At 41.4% G+C, this 18,808-nt stretch carries 15 protein-coding genes; 12 read left to right on the top strand and 3 right to left on the bottom strand.

Translation table 11 applies throughout. From position 1 onward, the window contains the following. Positions 1–300: 300 nt before the first annotated feature. From rpsL to E7Y33_RS09200, 9 genes are all read left to right on the top strand, one after another. Positions 301–714 (top strand): 30S ribosomal protein S12, encoded by a 414-nt coding sequence (gene rpsL, locus E7Y33_RS09240; protein ID WP_001142332.1) that lies wholly within the window; start codon positions 301–303, stop codon positions 712–714. A gap of 19 nt (positions 715–733) precedes the next feature. Next, on the top strand, positions 734–1,204 hold the full coding sequence (gene rpsG, locus E7Y33_RS09235; protein ID WP_000087873.1) for a 30S ribosomal protein S7: 471 nt from the start codon (positions 734–736) through the stop codon (positions 1,202–1,204). A 309-nt stretch (positions 1,205–1,513) separates the two neighbouring features. Then, a complete protein-coding gene (fusA, locus tag E7Y33_RS09230; protein ID WP_000090339.1) occupies positions 1,514–3,595 on the top strand; it encodes an elongation factor G in 2,082 nt (693 codons plus the stop codon). Positions 3,596–3,918: 323 nt separating this feature from the next. Then, the gene (locus E7Y33_RS09225) at positions 3,919–5,619 is read left to right on the top strand and encodes an acetolactate synthase large subunit (RefSeq protein ID WP_084849951.1); all 1,701 of its coding nucleotides are present in this window, start codon (positions 3,919–3,921) and stop codon (positions 5,617–5,619) included. Beyond that, complete coding sequence (gene ilvN, locus E7Y33_RS09220; RefSeq protein WP_001253813.1) at positions 5,612–6,088, top strand: acetolactate synthase small subunit; 477 nt, start codon at positions 5,612–5,614, stop codon at positions 6,086–6,088. Before E7Y33_RS09225 ends, ilvN begins: the two co-directional genes overlap by 8 nt. Positions 6,089–6,177: 89 nt before the next feature. Beyond that, positions 6,178–7,200, top strand: coding sequence for a ketol-acid reductoisomerase (gene ilvC / locus E7Y33_RS09215; protein ID WP_084849950.1), 1,023 nt, complete (start codon positions 6,178–6,180; stop codon positions 7,198–7,200). Positions 7,201–7,279: 79 nt separating this feature from the next. Next, the gene (gene ilvA / locus E7Y33_RS09210) at positions 7,280–8,530 is read left to right on the top strand and encodes a threonine ammonia-lyase IlvA (RefSeq protein ID WP_084849949.1); all 1,251 of its coding nucleotides are present in this window, start codon (positions 7,280–7,282) and stop codon (positions 8,528–8,530) included. 82 nt (positions 8,531–8,612) lie between these two features. Then, a complete protein-coding gene (locus E7Y33_RS09205; RefSeq protein WP_000244062.1) occupies positions 8,613–9,509 on the top strand; it encodes an SPFH domain-containing protein in 897 nt (298 codons plus the stop codon). A gap of 106 nt (positions 9,510–9,615) precedes the next feature. After that, on the top strand, positions 9,616–9,831 hold the full coding sequence (locus E7Y33_RS09200; protein WP_001130031.1) for a capsule biosynthesis transcriptional regulator: 216 nt from the start codon (positions 9,616–9,618) through the stop codon (positions 9,829–9,831). A gap of 92 nt (positions 9,832–9,923) precedes the next feature. On the opposite strand, the gene E7Y33_RS09195 is transcribed toward E7Y33_RS09200, so the two are convergent. Continuing rightward, positions 9,924–10,664: an amino acid ABC transporter ATP-binding protein gene (locus E7Y33_RS09195; protein ID WP_139690303.1), complete on the bottom strand. Its 741-nt coding sequence runs from the start codon at positions 10,662–10,664 to the stop codon at positions 9,924–9,926. Then, positions 10,661–12,226: an ABC transporter substrate-binding protein/permease gene (locus E7Y33_RS09190; RefSeq protein ID WP_139690302.1), complete on the bottom strand. Its 1,566-nt coding sequence runs from the start codon at positions 12,224–12,226 to the stop codon at positions 10,661–10,663. Before E7Y33_RS09190 ends, E7Y33_RS09195 begins: the two co-directional genes overlap by 4 nt. A gap of 129 nt (positions 12,227–12,355) precedes the next feature. Here E7Y33_RS09190 and E7Y33_RS09185 point away from each other — a divergent pair, with 129 nt between their 5' ends. Then, positions 12,356–14,251, top strand: coding sequence for a DUF2207 domain-containing protein (locus E7Y33_RS09185; protein ID WP_139690301.1), 1,896 nt, complete (start codon positions 12,356–12,358; stop codon positions 14,249–14,251). A 59-nt stretch (positions 14,252–14,310) separates the two neighbouring features. After that, positions 14,311–15,156, top strand: a complete 846-nt coding sequence (locus tag E7Y33_RS09180; protein ID WP_139690300.1) for an undecaprenyl-diphosphate phosphatase — start codon at positions 14,311–14,313, stop codon at positions 15,154–15,156. A 33-nt stretch (positions 15,157–15,189) separates the two neighbouring features. On the opposite strand, the gene dinB is transcribed toward E7Y33_RS09180, so the two are convergent. Next, positions 15,190–16,251 carry a DNA polymerase IV gene (gene dinB, locus E7Y33_RS09175; RefSeq protein WP_139690299.1) on the bottom strand — a complete coding sequence of 354 codons (1,062 nt, stop codon included), beginning with the start codon at positions 16,249–16,251 and terminating at the stop codon, positions 15,190–15,192. 232 nt (positions 16,252–16,483) lie between these two features. Here dinB and pflB point away from each other — a divergent pair, with 232 nt between their 5' ends. After that, entirely contained in the window at positions 16,484–18,799 is a 2,316-nt protein-coding gene (gene pflB, locus E7Y33_RS09170) for a formate C-acetyltransferase (protein ID WP_000260621.1), read from the top strand. Positions 18,800–18,808 lie beyond the last annotated feature (9 nt).

Below are 18,808 nucleotides of genomic sequence, written 5' to 3'. Positions count from 1 at the left end.
TCCGAAATGACAACTTGAATCAAAGGAAAACCATACTAGAAAGGAGGAGGCAAATTGCCTCCTTTTCTGGTTTAGAAAAGGGGTGAAAGCTAGTGTCAAAGAGTGAAAAGAACAGAATAAAAATGAAAAATATCTTGACAATGAAGGAAAAATTGTGTTACAATAATAGACGGTACTTTTTACTTTTGGTCTCTCAAAAGTGTACAGGGACGTGCTGACAAATGTTGCAAAAGTACACACAGATGGTAGCTGTCACCAAGTGTATCATCACCAAAAATAAAAAAACACAGGAGAATGTAGATGCCTACAATTAACCAATTGGTTCGCAAACCGCGTAAATCAAAAGTAGAAAAATCTAAATCACCAGCTTTGAACGTTGGTTACAACAGTCATAAAAAAGTTCAAACAAACGTTTCTTCACCACAAAAACGTGGTGTTGCAACTCGTGTTGGAACAATGACACCTAAAAAACCTAACTCTGCCCTTCGTAAATTCGCTCGTGTACGTTTGAGCAACCTTATCGAAGTTACTGCCTACATCCCAGGTATCGGACACAACTTGCAAGAGCACAGCGTGGTGCTTCTTCGTGGTGGACGTGTAAAAGACCTTCCAGGGGTACGTTACCATATCGTACGTGGTGCACTTGATACTGCAGGTGTTAACGATCGTAAACAAGGCCGTTCTAAATACGGTACTAAACGTCCAAAAGCATAAGGAAAGGGGATAAAGAGAAATGAGTCGTAAAAATAGAGCTCCAAAACGTGACGTATTGCCAGATCCGCTTTACAATTCACAACTAGTTACTCGTCTTATCAACCGCGTTATGCTTGATGGTAAACGTGGTACAGCTGCTTCAATCGTTTACGGTGCTTTTGAGCAAATCAAAGAAGCTACTGGTAACGATGCACTTGAAGTATTTGAAACAGCTATGGAAAACATCATGCCTGTACTTGAAGTACGTGCACGTCGTGTTGGTGGATCTAACTACCAAGTCCCAGTTGAAGTTCGCCCAGAACGCCGTACAACACTTGGACTTCGTTGGTTGGTAACCATTGCTCGCCTTCGTGGTGAACACACAATGCAAGACCGTCTTGCAAAAGAAATCTTGGATGCTGCGAACAACACAGGTGCAGCAGTTAAGAAACGTGAAGACACTCACCGTATGGCTGAAGCTAACCGTGCCTTCGCACACTTCCGTTGGTAATATAGGATGCGAAAGCGTTAAGAAAGTCCCAGAGAAAATAGGGAATCAAAGCAGGTTGCGATTGCAACCAATGAGATTCATCTTTTTCTCCAGACTTTTAGCTTGAGCTCAACTCAGCTAACTTGAGCTTTTAGTCCGGGTTCAATTGAGCTCGGTCCGCTCTTAGGTTCAACTCAACTTCCCATATCACAAGTTGAAACCAACAAAAACAAGATAAACATTGAGAACGGGTAGGTCCTGCCTATCCGTTTTTATTAAAATCGTGTTATAATAGAATAGAAATTAAAATAAATAGGAGAAACAAACCTCATGGCACGCGAATTTTCACTTGAAAAAACTCGTAATATCGGTATCATGGCTCACGTCGATGCCGGTAAAACAACAACTACTGAGCGTATTCTTTACTACACTGGTAAAATCCACAAAATCGGTGAAACTCACGAAGGTGCGTCACAAATGGACTGGATGGAGCAAGAGCAAGAACGTGGTATCACTATCACATCTGCTGCGACAACGGCTCAATGGAACAACCACCGCGTAAACATCATCGACACACCAGGACACGTGGACTTCACTATCGAAGTACAACGTTCTCTTCGTGTATTGGACGGTGCGGTTACTGTTCTTGACTCACAATCAGGTGTTGAGCCTCAAACTGAAACAGTTTGGCGTCAAGCAACTGAGTACGGAGTTCCACGTATCGTATTTGCTAACAAAATGGACAAAATCGGTGCTGACTTCCTTTACTCAGTAAGCACACTTCACGACCGTCTTCAAGCAAACGCACACCCAATCCAATTGCCAATCGGTGCTGAAGATGACTTCCGCGGTATCATCGACTTGATCAAGATGAAAGCTGAAATCTATACTAACGACCTTGGTACAGATATCCTTGAAGAAGATATTCCAGCTGAATACCTTGACCAAGCTCAAGAATACCGTGAAAAATTGGTTGAAGCAGTCGCTGAAACTGATGAAGACTTGATGATGAAATACCTTGAAGGTGAAGAAATCACTAACGAAGAATTGAAAGCTGCTATCCGTAAAGCGACTATCAATGTTGAATTCTTCCCAGTATTGTGTGGTTCTGCCTTCAAGAACAAAGGTGTTCAATTGATGCTTGATGCGGTTATCGACTACCTTCCAAGCCCACTTGACATCCCAGCGATCAAAGGTATCAACCCAGATACAGATGAAGAAGAAACTCGTCCAGCATCTGACGAAGAGCCATTCGCAGCTCTTGCCTTCAAGATCATGACGGACCCATTCGTAGGTCGTTTGACATTCTTCCGTGTATACTCAGGTGTTCTTCAATCAGGTTCTTACGTATTGAACACTTCTAAAGGTAAACGTGAACGTATCGGACGTATCCTTCAAATGCACGCTAACAGTCGTCAAGAAATTGACACTGTTTACTCAGGTGATATCGCTGCTGCCGTTGGTTTGAAAGATACAACAACTGGTGACTCATTGACAGATGAAAAAGCTAAAATCATCCTTGAGTCAATCAACGTTCCAGAACCAGTTATCCAATTGATGGTTGAGCCAAAATCTAAAGCTGACCAAGACAAGATGGGTATTGCCCTTCAAAAATTGGCTGAAGAAGATCCAACATTCCGCGTTGAAACAAACGTTGAGACTGGTGAAACAGTTATCTCTGGTATGGGTGAGCTTCACTTGGACGTCCTTGTTGACCGTATGCGTCGTGAGTTTAAAGTTGAAGCGAACGTAGGTGCTCCTCAAGTATCTTACCGTGAAACATTCCGCGCTTCTACTCAAGCACGTGGATTCTTCAAACGTCAGTCTGGTGGTAAAGGTCAATTCGGTGATGTTTGGATTGAATTTACTCCAAACGAAGAAGGTAAAGGATTCGAATTCGAAAACGCAATCGTCGGTGGTGTGGTTCCTCGTGAATTTATCCCAGCGGTTGAAAAAGGTTTGGTAGAATCTATGGCTAACGGTGTTCTTGCAGGTTACCCAATGGTTGACGTTAAAGCTAAGCTTTACGATGGTTCATACCACGATGTCGACTCATCTGAAACTGCCTTCAAGATCGCGGCTTCACTTGCCCTTAAAGAAGCTGCTAAATCAGCACAACCAGCTATCCTTGAGCCAATGATGCTTGTAACCATCACTGTTCCAGAAGAAAACCTTGGTGATGTTATGGGTCACGTAACTGCTCGTCGTGGACGTGTAGATGGTATGGAAGCACACGGTAACAGCCAAATCGTTCGTGCTTACGTTCCACTTGCTGAAATGTTCGGTTACGCAACAGTTCTCCGTTCTGCATCTCAAGGACGTGGTACATTCATGATGGTATTTGACCACTACGAAGATGTACCTAAGTCAGTACAAGAAGAAATCATTAAGAAAAACAAAGGTGAAGACTAATCAGTCCTCACTCTAGAAGGAAGTCACTTAGTGGCTTCCTTTTTTTGTCTTTAACTATTCATTTTTACTGAATATAGTATACGAATTTAATCGCTAAGTGAGAGAGTTACTAATTTTATCCAGAAAGAAAATATTCTAATTTGATAAATTAAAGTAAATAAAGGTTCCTAATTCCGTAGATAACTTAATAAAAATAAGGGAAAGATTCATAAATACACTTTTAGATAGAAAATTCAGAAAATTGACTCTTTTGTCTTGAAAATTTTTGAAAAAATGGTATGATAGTAACAAGCTATTTTTTTAAGAGAAGAGAAAGGGGAACAATGGAGAAAATCAGTTTAGAATCTCCTAAGACGGGGTCGGACCTAGTTTTGGAAACACTTCGGGACTTAGGGATTGATACCATTTTTGGTTATCCTGGTGGTGCGGTCTTACCTTTGTATGATGCGATATACAATTTTAAAGGTATTCGTCACATCTTAGGACGCCATGAGCAAGGTTGTTTGCACGAAGCTGAAGGATATGCCAAATCAACTGGAAAGTTGGGCGTTGCCGTCGTCACGAGTGGACCGGGAGCAACAAATGCCATTACAGGGATTGCAGATGCCATGAGCGATAGCGTTCCCCTTTTGGTCTTTACGGGTCAGGTGGCTCGAGCAGGTATTGGGAAGGATGCCTTTCAGGAGGCGGATATTGTCGGCATTACCATGCCCATTACCAAGTACAATTACCAAGTCCGTGAGACAGCTGATATTCCTCGTATCATTACGGAAGCTGTTCATATCGCAACGACAGGTCGTCCAGGTCCTGTTGTGATTGACTTGCCAAAGGATGTATCAGCCCTAGAGACAGATTTCATCTATTCACCAGAAGTTGATTTACCAAGTTACCAACCGACACTTGATCCAAATGACATGCAAATCAAGAAAATCTTGAAACAATTGTCTAAGGCTAAGAAACCTGTTTTGTTGGCAGGTGGTGGTATCAGCTATGCAGAAGCTTCTAAAGAACTGAATGAATTTGCTGAACGCTATCAAATTCCAGTCGTGACCAGTCTTTTGGGGCAAGGTACAATTGCAACAAGCCATCCACTCTTCCTCGGAATGGGAGGCATGCATGGTTCTTTCGCAGCTAATATTGCCATGACCGAGGCAGACTTTATGATTAGTATTGGTTGCCGTTTCGATGACCGTCTGACCGGAAATCCTAAGACCTTCGCGAAGAATGCTAAGGTTGCCCATATCGATGTTGACCCAGCTGAGATTGGTAAGATTATCAGTGCAGATATTCCAGTGGTTGGGGATGCTAAGAAAGCCTTGCAGATGCTACTGGCAGAACCAACTGTTCATAACAATACTGAAAAGTGGATTGACAAAGTCACTAAGGACAAGAACCGCGTTCGTTCCTATGATAAGAAAGAACGTGTGGTTCAACCGCAGGCAGTCATTGAACGAATCGGTGAGTTGACGAATGGGGATGCTATTGTCGTTACTGACGTTGGCCAACACCAAATGTGGACAGCCCAGTATTACCCATATCAAAATGAACGTCAATTGGTCACTTCAGGTGGCTTGGGTACCATGGGATTTGGTGTTCCTGCAGCTATTGGAGCTAAGATTGCCAATCCAGAAAAAGAAGTAGTTCTTTTTGTCGGTGATGGTGGTTTCCAAATGACCAACCAAGAACTAGCTATCCTAAACATCTACAAGGTGCCGATTAAGGTTGTCATGCTGAATAACCACTCACTAGGAATGGTTCGTCAGTGGCAGGAATCCTTCTATGAGGGTCGGACTTCAGAGTCAGTCTTTGACACTCTTCCTGACTTCCAGCTAATGGCACAGGCTTACGGAATCAAAAACTACAAGTTTGATAATCCAGAGACGATAGAGAAGGATCTAGAAGTCATTCTGGAGGATGTGCCCATGTTTATCGAGGTGGATATTTCTCGTAAGGAACAGGTCTTACCGATGGTACCAGCTGGTAAGAGCAATCATGAGATGTTGGGGGTGAAGTTCCATGCGTAGAATGTTAACAGCTAGATTGCAAAACCGTTCAGGAGTTTTGAATCGTTTTACAGGTGTCCTTTCTCGTCGTCAAGTCAATATTGAGAGTATCTCGGTTGGTGCGACAGAGAACCCCAATGTATCTCGTATCACCATCATTATTGATGTAGCATCTCATGATGAAGTAGAGCAAATCATTAAACAGCTCAATCGTCAGATTGATGTGATTCGCATCCGAGATATCACAGATAAACCGCACTTGGAAAGAGAAGTTATCTTGGTAAAAGTATCTGCTCCTGCTGAGAAGCGTGCAGAAATCTTGGCCATTATCCAACCTTTCCGTGCAACGGTAGTAGATGTGGCTCCAAGCTCAATCACCATCCAGATGACGGGAAATGCTGAGAAGAGTGAAGCTTTATTACGAGTGATTCGACCATATGGTATTAAAAATATCGCTCGTACGGGTGCAACTGGATTTACCCGCGACTAATACTCTTTGATTTTCAATGAGTATAAAATCCAGCATAAATTTGTTTAACCAGCCTATAAGGCAATAAAAATAGAAAAGAGAGAAAAACTATGGCAGTTCAAATGGAATACGAAAAAGATGTTAAAGTAGCAGCGCTTGACGGTAAAAAAATCGCCGTAATCGGTTATGGTTCACAAGGACATGCGCATGCGCAAAACTTGCGTGATTCAGGTCGTGATGTCATCATCGGTGTGCGTCCAGGTAAATCTTTTGACAAAGCAAAAGAAGACGGATTTGACACTTACACAGTAGCAGAAGCTACTAAATTGGCTGACGTTATCATGATTTTGGCACCAGACGAAATCCAACAAGAATTGTACGAAGCAGAAATCGCTCCAAACTTGGAAGCTGGAAATGCAGTTGGATTTGCTCATGGTTTCAATATCCACTTTGAATTTATCAAAGTTCCTGCAGATGTAGATGTCTTCATGTGTGCTCCTAAAGGACCAGGACACTTGGTACGTCGTACTTACGAAGAAGGATTTGGTGTGCCAGCTCTTTACGCAGTTTACCAAGATGCTACAGGAAATGCGAAAAACATTGCTATGGACTGGTGTAAAGGTGTTGGGGCAGCTCGTGTTGGTTTGCTTGAAACAACTTACAAAGAAGAAACTGAAGAAGATTTGTTTGGTGAACAAGCCGTACTTTGCGGTGGTTTGACTGCTCTTATCGAAGCAGGTTTTGAAGTCTTGACAGAAGCAGGCTATGCCCCAGAATTGGCTTACTTTGAAGTTCTTCATGAAATGAAATTGATCGTTGACTTGATCTATGAAGGTGGATTCAAGAAAATGCGTCAATCTATTTCAAACACTGCTGAATACGGTGACTATGTATCAGGTCCACGTGTGATTACTGAGCAAGTGAAAGAAAACATGAAAGTTGTTTTGGCAGATATCCAAAATGGAAAATTTGCAAATGACTTTGTAAATGACTACAAGGCTGGTCGTCCAAAATTAACTGCTTATCGTGAACAAGCAGCTAACCTTGAAATTGAAAAAGTTGGTGCAGAATTGCGTAAAGCAATGCCTTTCGTTGGTAAAAACGACGACGACGCATTCAAAATCTACAATTAATTCTTGTAAAGAGAGACAGAAGGCGAGTTGGGGGGACCTAACTCGTTTTTTATCTTGAAAAGTATATGAGGAGGAGACAATGCTAAGTGCAAAAGATGTGGTGAAAGCCCACAAAGTTTTGAGTGGTGTAGTAGTTGATACACCACTAGAATATGATCATTATTTATCAGAAAAATACCAAGCAAAGATTTATCTCAAAAAGGAGAATGCGCAACGAGTTCGCTCTTTTAAAATTCGTGGAGCCTATTATGCCATTTCTCAACTATCAAAAGAAGAACGCGAGCGTGGTGTAGTCTGTGCCTCTGCGGGAAATCATGCCCAAGGTGTCGCCTATACTTGTAATGAGATGAAGATTCCTGCAACGATCTTTATGCCCATCACAACACCGCAACAAAAGATTGGGCAGGTTCGCTTTTTCGGTGGAGAGTTCGTGACAATCAAGTTGGTTGGGGATACATTTGATGCTTCTGCTAAGGCAGCACAAGAATTTACATTGACAGAAAATCGCACCTTCATCGATCCTTTTGATGATGCGCATGTTCAGGCTGGTCAAGGGACTGTAGCCTATGAAATTCTTGAAGAAGCCCGTAAAGAGTCTATTGATTTTGATACAGTACTTGTACCAGTAGGTGGTGGCGGATTGATTGCCGGTGTTTCAACTTACATCAAGGAAACCAACCCGACCATTGAAGTGATCGGAGTAGAAGCTAATGGTGCTCGCTCTATGAAAGCTGCCTTTGAAGCTGGGGGACCAGTTAAGCTCAAAGAAATTGATAAGTTTGCTGATGGGATAGCCGTACAGAAGGTTGGACAATTAACCTATGAAGCGACTCGTAAGAATGTTGAAACGCTGATTGGGGTGGACGAGGGATTGATTTCCGAAACCTTGATTGATCTTTATTCCAAACAAGGTATTGTAGCAGAACCAGCCGGAGCTGCCAGTGTTGCAGCCTTGGAAGTTTTATCAGACTATATCAAAGGCAAGACGATTTGTTGTATCATTTCTGGAGGGAATAACGATATCAACCGTATGCCAGAGATGGAAGAACGTGCCTTGATTTACGATGGAATCAAGCATTACTTTGTAGTGAATTTCCCACAACGTCCAGGAGCTCTCCGAGAGTTTGTAAATGATATCTTGGGACCGCATGATGATATTACTCGTTTTGAGTATATCAAACGGGCCAGCAAGGGGACAGGGCCAGTCTTGATTGGAATTGCTCTTGCGGATAAGAATGATTATAATGGCTTGATTCTTCGGATGGAAAAGTTTGACCCATCTTATATTAATTTGAATGGGAATGAAACATTGTATAATATGCTAGTTTAATTTCCTATAAAATTTTTCTCATATTATTTGCCTAACCTATTTTTGAGTGCTATAATGAAGGTGATGAAAGGGGGAGATTCCCATGGTTTTACAAATTTTACTTGTTTTATTGTTTTTAGTGGTGATTGCATCAGTGATTATGGTTAGTTCTGTGTATGTGGTTCGACAACAATCTGTCGCTATCATAGAACGCTTTGGTAAATACCAAAAGTTGAGCAATAGTGGTATTCATTTACGAGCTCCTTTTGGAATTGATAGGATTGCGGCAAGAGTTCAACTACGCTTGTTGCAAAGTGAGATTGTTGTAGAGACAAAGACGCAAGATAATGTATTTGTAACGATGAATGTGGCAACTCAGTATCGAGTGAATGAAAATAATGTCACAGATGCTTATTATAAATTGATGCGTCCAGAAGCCCAAATTAAATCCTATATTGAAGATGCTTTGCGTTCATCTGTACCAAAGCTAACACTAGATGAGTTGTTTGAGAAGAAGGATGAAATCGCCTTAGAAGTTCAAAAACAAGTGGCTGAAGAAATGTCTACGTATGGGTATATCATTGTCAAAACGCTGATTACTAAGGTTGAACCTGATGCTGAAGTAAAACAATCAATGAATGAAATTAACGCGGCTCAACGTAAGAGAGTTGCGGCGCAAGAGCTTGCTGAAGCAGATAAGATTAAAATCGTGACCGCAGCAGAAGCAGAAGCAGAAAAAGATCGCCTACATGGTGTAGGGATTGCAGAGCAGCGTAAAGCAATTGTTGACGGACTAGCTGATTCTATCCAAGAGTTAAAGGGAGCCAATGTTGAGCTAACTGAAGAACAAATCATGTCTATCCTATTAACGAACCAGTATTTAGATACGTTGAATAATTTTGCAGATAAAGAGGGTAATAATACAATCTTCTTACCAGCGAATCCTAATGGAGTTGAGGACATAAGAACTCATATATTATCGGCTTTAAAAGCCAAATAAAAATATGCAGAATAATATAGTTACGACGAATATATGTTTTTTTATTGACAAACGAAATAAAAACGTATACAATTAAGTATTGTAAAGAATAATTTAGGAGAAGAACATGGCTAAGTCGAACTTTGAAAAAGTAGAAGCAGTTGTTGGCTGGGTTCGTGATAAGAAAATCACAGGCTACCGTATCTCTAAAGAAACGAATGCGCGTGAAATGTCTATCATTGCTCTAGCACAAGGACGCGCAAAAGTTAAAAATATTTCATTTGAAACAGCTCTTGGTTTAATCGATTTCTATGAAAAAAATCATGAAAAATTTGAAGATTAAACTGTGGTCACAGGCAGATTCCTGAGTCGAGTCTGCCTTTTCTTTACAATTACAAATTAAAAAGACTGCATTCTTTATGCAGTCTTTGTTTATTAGCTGAGATAACGTTGAAGAAACTCTTTTGTCCGTTCTTTTTTAGGGTTCGTGAAGAGTTCTTCTGGTTTGCCTTCTTCAGCAATGACACCCTTATCCATAAAGATGACACGGTGAGAGACATCGCGAGCGAATTCCATTTCGTGGGTTACGACGATCATGGTCAAGCCTTCTTGAGCCAAATCCTGCATAATTTTGAGGACTTCTCCGACCATTTCAGGGTCAAGAGCAGATGTTGGTTCGTCGAAGAGAATGGCATCAGGATTCATGGAGAGAGCGCGGGCGATAGCCACACGTTGTTTCTGACCACCTGATAGTTGCTTCGGTTTGGCTTGCCAGTAACGTTCTCCCATACCAACTTTTTCGAGATTCTCCTTGGCAATTTTTTCAGCTTCAGAGTGGTCACGTTTGAGTACAGTTGTTTGGGCAACGATCGTATTTTCAAGGACATTCAGATTTTCAAAGAGATTGAAAGATTGGAAAACCATACCGAGCTTTTCACGATAATGGGTGAGGTTATAGCCTTTTTCTAAGACATTTTCTCCTCGATAGAGAATCTCACCCTCTGTAGGTGTTTCTAGTAAATTAATCGAACGAAGGAAGGTTGATTTTCCACTTCCTGAGCTCCCGATGATGGAAATAACCTCTCCTTTATGGACGGTGAGAGAAATGTCTTTTAGCACTTCGTTTTGCCCATAGGATTTTTTGAGGTGTTTGATTTCAAGAATTGGTTGTGTCATTTTTTCAAATCCTCCGTTTGCATTTGGTTAGCACCTGTAGTGTAAGTATCCATGTCCATACGACGTTCGATGAAGCGTAGGATACGGGTCACGGTAAAGGTGAGGACAAAGTAAATCACGGCGATGATGGTAAAGGTCTGGAAGTATTGATAGGTTTGTGTTGCTACAGTATTTCCTGAGAAATAAAGCTCAACAACTGAAATAACGTTCAATACAGAGGTATCTTTGATATTGATGACAAACTCATTACCAGTAGCAGGTAGAATATTACGGACAACCTGAGGTAGGACAATCTTACGCATGGTTTGATTGTGGGTCATACCAAGGGCAGTTGCGGCTTCAAATTGTCCCTTGTCAACTGCCAGTATACCACCACGGACGATTTCTGTCATGTAGGCACCCGTATTGATTGAGACGATGAAGATAGCAGCTAGTGTCCGGTCAAGGTTAATACCAAAAGCTTGAGCAGTTCCATAGTAGATAACCATGGATTGAACAATCATCGGTGTACCACGAAAGATTTCAATATAGACATTGAGAATCCAACCGACTAGTTTCTGTAGGGCGTACATTGCCTTATTCTCAGATAGTGGAGCAGTACGGAAGACCCCGATTGCAAGTCCGATAAGGAGACCTATGATGGTTCCGACAATGGAGATTAAGAGTGTGATACCAGCACCACGCAAGAGTTGTTGCCAGTTTTCAGAAAGGATCTTAGCGACTTGGCTAAAGAAACTACTTTCTTCCTCTGTTGTTGTAGACTCCACAGGTTGCTCTTTGATCATACGATCCATGAGGGCTACTTGATCATCCTTTGAGATGGTTTCGATGCTCGCATTGATTTGGTTGATACGGCTGTCATCTTTACGAAGTCCAATGGCAATAGCTGTATCTTCTTCGCCAGTTTTGAAACCTGGTTGAGGTTGGATCATTTTGAACTTAGCGTTAGCAGACTCAGCGGTCATTGCTTCAGGTCGTTCAGAAACATAGGCATCAATAACACCAGCCTCCAGAGCTTGACGCATTTGGGCGAAGTCACCCATAGCTGTTTCTTTTTTGGCACCTGGAATTTGGGAAATCAGGTCATAAAGATAAACACCTTGTTGAGACGTGATTTTTGCTCCACTAAAGTCTTCCAAAGATTTGGCATTCGCATAGGCAGAGTCCTTTTTTACCAATAGAACCGGTTCGCTAGTATAGTAACTGCTTGAAAAAGCAATTTCTTGTTTGCGTTCAGCGGTTGGGCTCATACCGGCAATGATCATATCAATTTTACCAGAAGTAAGGGCTGGAACAAGTCCTTCCCATTTGGTTTTTACGACCAAAGGTTCCTTGCCTAAGTCTTTGGCAATCTTTTTTGCGATTTGAACATCGTAGCCGTTGGCATATTGGTTGGTACCGTCGATTTTGACGGCGCCGTTACTATCGTCGTCTTGAGTCCAGTTGAAGGGAGCGTAAGCAGCCTCCATCCCGATGCGTAAATATTCGTCGGCTTGGACTTGGCTAACTAGTCCTAAGGTAAGGGCTAGGCTAGCAAGGATAGATAAGCATAATTTTTTCATGTTTTCTCCTATTTCTAGTCTAAAAATGACTCTCTCTATTGTATCTAAAAATAGTGAGATTTTCAATACAAGTAAGCCTTTACTTATAAAAAATGATATAATGGTAAAAAGATTGAAAGGGAACCGATTATGAAAAAAAGATGGCTGTTGGCTTTGGTATTTACTTATTTATTATTTATACCGAGCCTGGTTTTTGCAGTAGACTTTGATATCTTATCCTATCAGGGTGATTTGAATATTCATGCAGATAATACTGCGATTTTTAAGGAAACAATTACCTACCGCTTTGGAGACGATTATAATGGTCAGTTGGTTGGACTAGGGAAAGCTGGGAAAATGCCAGAAGGATTTGACATTGATCCCGACCCGACCGTTCAGGTCTCTAAAAATGGAAGAATTGTTCAAAATGCTTCCTTCTATACTATGGAGGAAGAGGACGGCTACAAGGTAAAAATTTACAATGCTGGATATGCCGGAGATACTGTTCGGGTAACGGTTACCTGGAAACTAACAAACCTTCTCTTCTTATATAAGGACATCGCAGAGCTAAATTGGCAACCCTTGACCGATAGTACTGGGGACATCAAAGAGATTGGATTCAAGGTCAGCTCAGATACTCCAGCAGAGAAACTCTATTTTCATGCAGGCCAACTCCTAAGGGACTCTAGTGTTGAAAAAGCAAATAATCTCTATCATGTCAAGATGAAAGATCTTCCTAGAAAGCGACAGATCGAATTACATGCCTACTGGCCGAGAAGTGCTTTTGCAGGAGCTCCAGATCAAGGATTAGAGGAAGAACGTTTAACCGATTTTAATCGGATTGAAAGCAATATAGCGACAGAAAAAGCGCAAAGTGAGATTATGATGAAATGGGTGTTCCCTGTCATTTTTATGAGCCTCTTACTTTTAGTTCCTCTCTTCTATAGGATGTTTCGTCAGAGTACAAGCATTAAAAAGGTCTTTCCAAAAGATCATCGACTCTACGAACCACCGATGGATTTGCCTCCAATGGTTTTAGCAGAAGCAGTGTATTCAACTTCCTTAGAGGAAGTCAATCCCCTAAACAAATCAGGGTTTGGTAAATTTACTTTTGAACGTCTGATTCAGGCAACCTTGTTGGATTTAGTAGATCGAGGCCATTTATCTATTTTCCAAGGGGATGAGGAACCTCATCTACGAATTATCAGTGAAAAGGGCTTATCCAATTTTGAGAAGGAATGTCTGCGCATGACCTTGTCGAATAAGAAAGAATTGGCTATTTCAGAGCTCTTCCCTGATTACCAAGTTTCATCTTCCCTTTACCGTGGTGCCAAAGAGTCAGATGAAAAACATATCCGAGAAACAGGCTCGCGTCTTAAACGCTCCTTTGAAGGAAGACTTCAACGCATTCAGTCTTGTGTCAAGGATAAGGTCCATGTACTTCGTATCCCAAGCTACTATCGTCCCTTGACAAGTGAGGAACGCCGTCTTGCTCTTGGGATGCGGGTCTGTTCAGCCATAACAGCTCTAGGTGGACTGCTATTCTTTTACTATAGCTGGAAAACACATGGCTTCTTTTCGATCCCATTTCTACTCTTAGGATTGACAGGATTAGGGGTTAGTTTTTGGGTTTACTTTGCCACGCGAGGAGCCTATCGTGATGGAGTTCTAACAGAGGAAGGAGCAGAAATCTTCTATCTCTGGACGAGTTTTGAAAATATGCTTCGCGACATCGCTCATCTGGATCAGGCCGAGCTAGAGAGCATCGTCCTTTGGAACCGTCTACTGGTCTATGCGACTCTCTTTGGTTATGCCAAGAAGATGAGCAAGTTAATGAAAGTCCGCCATATTCAGCTTGAAAATCCAGATTTGAATCTTTATGTAGCCTATGGTTGGCACTCACAGTTCTACACCTCAACTGCACAAATCAAGCAATACACAGCTGTCGCAAATACAGCTAGCAACTACTCTGTATCTTCTGGAAGTGGAAGTTCGGGTGGCGGATTCTCAGGGGGCGGAGGCGGTGGTAGCATCGGTGCCTTCTAAAAAATCTATCGCAACATCCGAAAATATGCTATAATAGAGGACAGAAAAAGGAGTAATGTATGTATTTTATTGAAATTTTGAAGTCAATCTTTTTTGGGATTGTTGAAGGTATTACGGAATGGTTGCCGATTTCAAGTACTGGTCACTTGATTCTAGCGGAAGAATTCGTCAAGTATAAAGACCAAACTGAAGCTTTTAAGTCTTTGTTTAACGTAGTCATTCAACTTGGTGCCATCTTTGCAGTTGTGGTTATCTACTTTAATAAGCTTAATCCTTTCAAACCTGGTAAAAATAAGGTCGAAGTTCGTCGAACTTGGCAGTTATGGTCCAAAGTTTTCGTTGCAACCTTGCCTTTGCTATTGGTCTTTAAGTTGGATGATTGGTTTGCTACCTATTTCCATAACAAGGTTTCGGTTGCTATCATGTTGATTGTTTATGGGGTTGCCTTTATCTATCTTGAAAAACGTAACAAGGCGCAAGCTATTGAACCAACAGTTACTGAGTTAGACAGGCTACCTTATAAAACAGCTCTGTATATTGGGCTTTTCCAAGTTTTGTCCCTTTTGCCAGGAACTAGTCGTTCTGGTGCCACAATCATTGGTGGTTTGTTAAATGGAACAAGTCGTTCGGTGGTAACTGAGTTCACCTTCTATCTCGGAATTCCTGTTATGTTCGGAGCCAGTGCCTTAAAGATTTTTAAATTTATTAAAGCAGGTCAACTATTGAGTTTTGGCCAACTATTCTTGCTCTTGGTTGCTATGGGAGTAGCTTTTGCGGTCAGCATGGTTGCTATTCGTTTCTTGACCAGCTATGTGAAGAAGCACGACTTTACACTCTTTGGGAAATACCGTATCGTACTTGGTAGTGTCTTGTTGCTCTATAGTTTTGTGCGTTTATTTGTATAAGAAAAAGCTTGAAGGGAAACTCCTTCAAGCTTTTTAAAATCCTGTCACTGTAATTCCTAATAGACGGATACCTTTTTCTTTTTCATCTAGTTCCTCGTAGAGTTGTAGGGCCGTTTGCGCAATTTGGCTAGCATCCTGTGTAGCTTGTGGGAGGCTTTTTCGTCTAGTGAGAGTGGAGAAGTCAGTATAGCGAATCTTTAGGATAATGATTTTTCCAGTTTTGTCTTGTTTATTGAGATTGAGAGCTACCTTTTCCGAGAGAAGAGTCAGCTCTTTTTTGATGTCCTCTTCATCTTGCAGAATCTTACCATAGGTTTTCTCCTTGCCGATGGACTTACGAATGCGATTGGACTTGACTGGAGAATTGTGAATACCACGAGCCTTTCGATAAAGATCAAAACCAAGTCTGCCAAATCGATCAATTAAAGTAACTTCAGGAACATCCAATAAGTCTGCACCAGTATAAATGCCCATTTTATGAAGTCTTTCCACTGTTTTCTTACCTACACCATGGAATTTGGCAATATCCATCTGTTTAAGAAATTCTTGGGCTTGGTCAGGTAGAATCACTGTCAAACCATGTGGCTTCTGATAATCACTGGCCATTTTAGCTAGAAATTTATTGTAGGAAACACCAGCAGAAGCAGTTAAGTGCAGTTCCTGCCAGATATCTTGTTGAATCAATCGGGCAATTTTAACTGCTGACTTGATACCGAGTTTATTTTCTGTCACATCCAAGTAGGCTTCGTCAATACTCATAGGTTCAATCAAATCAGTATAACGTTTAAAAATAGCTCGAATCTCAAGCCCCACTGCCTTATACTTTTCATAATTTCCAGAGATAAAGACAGCTTGGGGACAGCGCTCATAAGCTTCTTTAGAGCTCATGGCTGAATGAACACCAAAAGCTCGTGCCTCATAGCTACAGGTAGAAACGACACCACGCCCACCTGTTTGTCTGGGGTCACTTCCGATAATGACAGGTTTGCCCTTTAACTTGGGATTATCTCTTATTTCCACCGCAGCAAAAAAGGCATCCATGTCGATATGGATGATTTTTCTGGACAGATCATTTATCAATGGAAATATGAGCATTCCAATCCCTTTCTAGTGTCATTTTCTATTTATTATACCCTTTTTTCTGAAAAAATGGGAAAGTTCAACCTGACTTTCAAAAATATAATACAGATAATAGCAAAAAAGAGACTGTATTATAAAAGAAAGCGTCTAAAATGCCGATTTTCTCTTGTTGAAATCGGTTACTGTATGGTATACTTGTCTCAAGAATGTAACAGATGGCTGTTACTAGAAAAAAGAGGACATTAACATGGTTGTTAAGACAGTTGTTGAAGCACAAGATATTTTTGATAAAGCTTGGGAAGGCTTCAAAGGCGTAGATTGGAAAGAAAAAGCAAGTATTTCTCGCTTCGTTCAAGCTAACTACACACCTTACGATGGAGATGAAAGTTTCCTTGCTGGACCAACAGAACGTTCACTTCACATCAAAAAAATCGTAGAAGAAACAAAAGCACACTACGAAGAAACTCGTTTCCCAATGGACACTCGTCCAACATCTATTGCTGATATTCCTGCTGGATTTATCGACAAAGAAAATGAAGTTATCTTCGGTATCCAAAACGATGAACTCTTCAAATTGAACTTCATGCCAAAAGGTGGTATCCGTATGGCTGAAACTACTTTGAAAGAAAATGGATACGAACCAGATCCAGCTGTTCACGAAATCTTCACTAAATACGTAACAACAGTTAACGACGGTATCTTCCGTGCCTATACTTCAAATATCCGTCGCGCTCGTCACGCTCACACTGTAACTGGTCTTCCAGATGCCTACTCACGTGGACGTATCATCGGTGTTTACGCACGTCTTGCTCTTTACGGTGCAGACTACTTGATGCAAGAAAAAGTAAACGACTGGAATGCGATCAAAGAGATTGATGAAGAAACAATCCGTCTTCGTGAAGAAGTAAACCTTCAATACCAAGCATTGCAACAAGTTGTTCGCTTGGGTGACCTTTACGGTGTTGACGTTCGCAAACCAGCGATGAACACGAAAGAAGCTATCCAATGGGTTAACATCGCCTTCATGGCTGTCTGCCGTGTTATCAATGGTGCTGCTACATCTCTAGGACGTGTGCCAATCGTATTGGATATCTTTGCAGAACGTGACCTTGCTCGTGGTACATTTACTGAATCAGAAATCCAAGAGTTCGTTGATGATTTCGTTATGAAACTTCGTACAGTTAAATTTGCTCGTACAAAAGCTTATGACCAATTGTACTCAGGTGACCCAACATTCATCACAACTTCTATGGCTGGTATGGGTAATGACGGTCGTCACCGTGTTACTAAGATGGACTACCGTTTCTTGAACACTCTTGACAACATCGGTAACTCTCCAGAGCCAAACTTGACAGTTCTTTGGACTGACAAATTGCCATACAACTTCCGTCGCTACTGTATGCACATGAGCCACAAACACTCTTCTATCCAATACGAAGGTGTAACAACAATGGCTAAAGACGGATACGGAGAAATGAGCTGTATCTCATGCTGTGTGTCACCACTTGACCCAGAAAACGAAGATCAACGTCACAACATCCAGTATTTCGGTGCTCGCGTAAACGTTTTGAAAGCCCTTCTTACTGGTTTGAACGGTGGTTACGACGATGTTCACAAAGACTACAAAGTATTTGACATCGATCCTATCCGTGACGAAGTTCTTGAATTCGAATCAGTTAAAGCCAACTTCGAAAAATCTCTTGACTGGTTGACTGACACTTACGTAGACGCTTTGAACATCATCCACTACATGACTGACAAGTACAACTACGAAGCTGTTCAAATGGCCTTCTTGCCAACTAAACAACGCGCTAACATGGGATTCGGTATCTGTGGATTCGCTAATACAGTTGATACATTGTCAGCTATCAAGTACGCTACTGTTAAACCAATCCGTGATGAAAATGGCTATATCTACGATTACGAAACAATTGGTGAATACCCACGTTGGGGTGAAGATGACCCACGTTCAAACGAATTGGCAGAATGGTTGATCGAAGCTTACACAACTCGTCTACGTAGCCACAAACTTTACAAAGACGCAGAAGCTACTGTATCACTTTTGACAATCACATCTAACGTTGCTTACTCTAAACAAACTGGTAACTCACCAGTCCACAAAGGTGTATACCTCAACGAAGATGGTTCTGTGAACTTGTCTAAACTTGAATTCTTCTCACCAGGTGCGAACCCATCTAATAAAGCTAAAGGTGGATGGTTGCAAAACTTGAACTCACTTGCTAGCCTTGACTTTGGTTACGCAGCTGACGGTATTTCATTGACAACTCAAGTTTCTCCACGTGCTCTTGGTAAGACTCGTGACGAACAAGTGGATAACTTGGTAACAATCCTTGATGGTTACTTCGAAAACGGTGGACAACACGTTAACTTGAACGTTATGGACTTGAACGATGTTTACGAAAAGATTATGTCAGGTGAAGACGTTATCGTACGTATCTCTGGATACTGTGTAAACACTAAATACCTCACTCCAGAACAAAAAACTGAATTGACACAACGTGTCTTCCACGAAGTTCTTTCAATGGATGACGCACTGAGCTAAGATTCAATT

This window comes from Streptococcus oralis (assembly GCF_006175905.1).
GTDB classification, from domain to species: Bacteria; Bacillota; Bacilli; order Lactobacillales; family Streptococcaceae; genus Streptococcus; species Streptococcus oralis_BG.
The sequence above is the reverse complement of the archived record's forward strand: the minus strand, read 5'-3'. Positions and strand labels throughout refer to the sequence as shown.